The 3,829-nt window shown below is 65.2% G+C and carries 5 protein-coding genes and 1 pseudogene; all 6 read left to right on the top strand.

Annotated elements, in window-relative coordinates; all coding sequences use genetic code 11:
• A pseudogene (locus J7E68_RS18505) lies at positions 1–268 on the top strand (cation transporter); the annotation flags it as partial.
• Positions 261–938: a copper resistance protein CopC gene (locus tag J7E68_RS18510; protein WP_215175002.1), complete on the top strand. Its 678-nt coding sequence runs from the start codon at positions 261–263 to the stop codon at positions 936–938. The pseudogene J7E68_RS18505 and the gene J7E68_RS18510, both read left to right, overlap by 8 nt.
• 19 nt (positions 939–957) lie before the next feature.
• The gene (gene lspA / locus J7E68_RS18515; protein WP_230100799.1) at positions 958–1,470 is read left to right on the top strand and encodes a signal peptidase II; all 513 of its coding nucleotides are present in this window, start codon (positions 958–960) and stop codon (positions 1,468–1,470) included.
• Positions 1,467–1,802, top strand: a complete 336-nt coding sequence (locus tag J7E68_RS18520) for a DUF6804 family protein (RefSeq protein ID WP_042538290.1) — start codon at positions 1,467–1,469, stop codon at positions 1,800–1,802. Before lspA ends, J7E68_RS18520 begins: the two co-directional genes overlap by 4 nt.
• A gap of 25 nt (positions 1,803–1,827) precedes the next feature.
• On the top strand, positions 1,828–2,778 hold the full coding sequence (locus tag J7E68_RS18525) for a cytochrome c oxidase assembly protein (RefSeq protein WP_215175003.1): 951 nt from the start codon (positions 1,828–1,830) through the stop codon (positions 2,776–2,778).
• Positions 2,762–3,829, top strand: a 1,068-nt coding sequence (locus tag J7E68_RS18530; protein ID WP_251049148.1) for an apolipoprotein N-acyltransferase, incomplete at its 3' end; no start/stop codon positions are given. The genes J7E68_RS18525 and J7E68_RS18530, both read left to right, overlap by 17 nt.

A 3,829-nucleotide genomic window follows, 5' to 3' on the forward strand; every position in this document is an offset into this window, starting at 1 on the left:
CCTCGACCTCGAGGATGTCCGCCGCCACATCCTTGCCCTTCCGCACGTGGTCGCGGTGCACGACCTTCACGCGACCCAAGTCTCGACCGACCTCCCCACGCTCACCGCCCATGTCGTGGTCGATGACACCGTCACGATGGAAGCTTCCGCCGCATTGCTGACATCACTTCAGCAATGCGTCAACGAGCACTTCGCCGTGAGCATCGAACACTCCACCTTTCAGATCGAACCCGAATCCCACCCCGGAGAGCACGACACCCATGCATAAACGCCTCTCGGCACGTATCACAGCCCTCGCCGTCGCCGCCCTGATGGTGTCGGCATCCGTCGTGCTGGGGACCACAGCCCCGGCCGCCGCTCACGACGAGTTCGTCTCGGCGTACCCCGACGCCGACTCGGCCGTCGACGGCTCTCCCGACGAGATCTCTCTGATGTTCACCGGGCTGCTCCCGGATGGTGACGGCGCAACAGTCATCGACGTGGTCGATGAAACCGGAGCAAACGTCGCAGTCGACGCCCCCCAGGCGACCGATGACGTTATCACGCAGCACCTCTCCCCGGACGCCGCGACCGGGGTCTTCACTGTCCGATGGAAGACCGTCTCCGCCGATGGGCATCCGATCAGCGGAGAGTACGTGTACACCGTCAGACCCGCGACGGACACGGGATCCGGCACAGCCACCGCAAGCCCCACCCCTGAAGCCTCACCACAGAGCAGCGAAGAAACGGAAACCGCATCGCCGGCACAAACGTACGGCGGCACACCATCCGGAGGCGGTGCCTTCGAAATGCTGCCCCTATTCTTCCTCTCCGGTTTGGCTATCATCCTGGGGGTCGGGGTTGTGGGCGTGATGATGGCCGGGCGCCGCCGTCACCAGCGGGATCGCGCCGAAGTTGCTGAGGATGCCGCGGCCGCGGGGGAAGACGCCGATGCGTGATCGAGTCCGCCGGTCGGCCGTGGTGCTCATCGTCGCCGCCATCGTTATCCTGATCGATCAAGGCACCAAGACTCTTGCTCTGAACACGTTGCGACAGGATGCGCGTATACCGCTGATCGGCGACTGGCTCGGTCTTCAACTGGCCTTCAACCCCGGGGCGATCTTCTCGCTCGGGGAAGGCTCCACATGGGTCATCACCGTCGTCGGGCTCGCTGTCACCGCGGCCCTCATCGGTGCCGCTACCCGAGCCCGCAACGTGTGGTCGGCGGTTGGTTTCGGTTTCATCGTGGGCGGTGCGATCGGGAACCTAATCGATCGCTTATTCTCGCCGCCCGCGTTCGGGATCGGGCACGTCACCGATTTCCTTGCCTACGGGAACCTGTTCATCGGCAACCTCGCCGATGTCGCTCTCGGCATCGGTGCCGTGTTCCTCATCGTCGCGGGTCTGCGCATAAGCCGTCGCCGGCCAGACCCCTCGTCCCGCCCCGATCCCGTCGACCCTGTACCCGCCGAAGAAACGGTTCACCCATGAGTCCCAAAGAACGTGTCCCCTCCACTTACCAGCGGAACGCCCTGGCCCCCAGCCTCGTCGCCGCCGCGATCCTGTTCCTCGCCCCGGCGCTCTTCCAGGCGAATTGGGCGCCCCTCGTCCTCTTCATCGCCTCAATTTTCGGGCTGATCGTCGCGTGGTTTGCGCTGCAGGCACGCCACTGGTGGTGGATCCCGGTCTTCCTCGCGATCGCCGTGCTCTGGAACCCGGTAATGCCCTTCCCCTTCTCCGGTGTCGTGTGGACCACAGCACAGCCCATCGCGGCCGTGGCGTTCCTGGCAGCGGGGGCGACGATCAAGGTGATCCGGAAGTGAACAGCGCGATCTTCTTGTCACGACCATGCGTGTGAGCGGCCAGATCCTCGAAAGTCCCCCGTCTTTGCAGGCGTTCCTCGCACCGGCGGACATCCCGCTTCCGGTGTTACCGATAGTCGCGGGGATCCTCGCTGTGCTGTATCTGGTCGGAGCGATCCGGTTGTGGACGCGCGGGCGTCGGTGGCCCGTGTGGCGGACGGTCAGCTTCCTTCTCGGGTGTGTTCTCCTCGCGGCGGTCACTGGTCTAGGCGTTGAAACCTACGGCCAGGCGCTGGTGTCCGTTTTCATGTTCCAGCAGCTCACTCTGATGATGATGGTGCCGCCGCTCCTCGTCCTGGGCTCTCCCGGCACCCTTCTTCTGCGAGCGACACCGCATCATGGAGCGGGACGGTTAGTCCTCACAGCGGCCCACGGTGCTCTTCGAAGCCCGGCCGCGAAATGGATACTCAGTCCGTGGGCCACTGTCCCGCTCTACCTGTTCGCGTTCTACGGCATCTACCTTGCGGGTGCTGCCGATGCCATCCTCGCTCTCCCCGGGGGTCACGTCGCACTCGAGGTCGGATTCCTCCTCGCCGGCGTGCTCTTCACAATCCCCATCCTGTCCTCCGATCCGCTGCCGGCCAGGTTGGGTCATGGTGCCCGTGCACTGAACGTCTTTGCCGAAGCCGCGCTCCACGCATTCTTCGGGGTGTTTCTCATGATGGCCAGTACGATCCTGGTCGGCTCGTTCGTCGCCTCCACCGAAGCACTGGGCATCGATCCCCTCGCCGATCAGCAGCTAGCCGGCGCTCTGGCATGGTCCTACGGTGAAGCCCCGACCGTACTGATGTTGATCTACGTGATGCATCGTTGGTTCCGCAGCGACACCGCCCGGGCTGCCGCGGCGGATCGGTATGCCGACGTGCACGGGAACGCCGACCTCGACTCGTACAACGCTTACCTGAAAAACCTGGGCACTCATGACCGTGACCGCTGACCCGTTGGTGGGACACGCCCTCTCCGTTCGACCACGGCGCGGCAACGCCAGTGCGCACGATGCGCTCCTGGCAGCTGCGGTGCCATTTCCCGTAGCGATCGTCGCGTCCGCCATCGCAGGAGGCATGCTGGATCTCGCCTACCCCGCGTCCGGGTGGTGGCCCGCGACGTTCGTGAGCGCAACCATCGGGCTGTGGACGCTTCGCGGACGCTCTCTTCCCGGGGCGTTCCTGATCTCCCTCGTCTACGGGACGGCCTTCTACTTCACTCACTTGGTATGGGTGACCCGGTTTCTTGGGCCCATCCCATGGGTCGCGCTGGCTGGCTTGGAATCCCTGCTGTTCGGTGCCGGCGGTGCGCTGATCGCACTCGCCTATCGTGTCGCCACCACGCGGGCGGGATTCGGGTATCACGCGATCACTCCTGTGCTCGTCGCCGGGGTGTGGGTGCTGCGGGAAACGCTGATGGGGAATGCGCCGTACACCGGGTTCCCGTGGGCGCGAATCGGCTTCACTCTTGCCGAGAGCCCGCTCGCGGAAGCCGCTTCCTGGGTGGGGACAACCGGGCTGACCTTCCTGACAATCCTCGTCTGCGCAAGCGTCGTGGAAGCCCTCACCCTCCGCCGGTGGGAGCCGGGAGCAGCAGCGGCGGTCATCGTCGTTGCCGCGATGGCCGTCCCTCTGTTCCCGACTGAGCAAGCGGGAATGATGCGCGTCGGATGGGTGCAGGGCAACGGTCCCAGCGGCTACTTCGACACCAGGACAACAGGTGACATCCTGCGCGCACAGGAAGAAGCGACCGCTCCGCTCCTGGGGCGTGAAATGGACCTTCTCGTCTGGCCAGAAGGGGCCGTCGACGCCGATCCCCTGCGCGATGCCGCCGTCGCAGGCCGCCTTGATCGACTCGTGCAGGGTGCTGGCGCTCCGGCACTGGTGAATGCGGCAACCACCCGCGGAGCTGACACGTTCAACACCTCGATGCTGTGGACCAGCGCCGGGCCGCAGCAGCTCCACGACAACGCCAACCCCGTCCCATTCCGCGAATACGTCCCG

This window comes from Microbacterium sp. ISL-103 (assembly GCF_018613995.1).
In the GTDB taxonomy this organism is placed as follows: domain Bacteria; phylum Actinomycetota; class Actinomycetes; order Actinomycetales; family Microbacteriaceae; genus Microbacterium.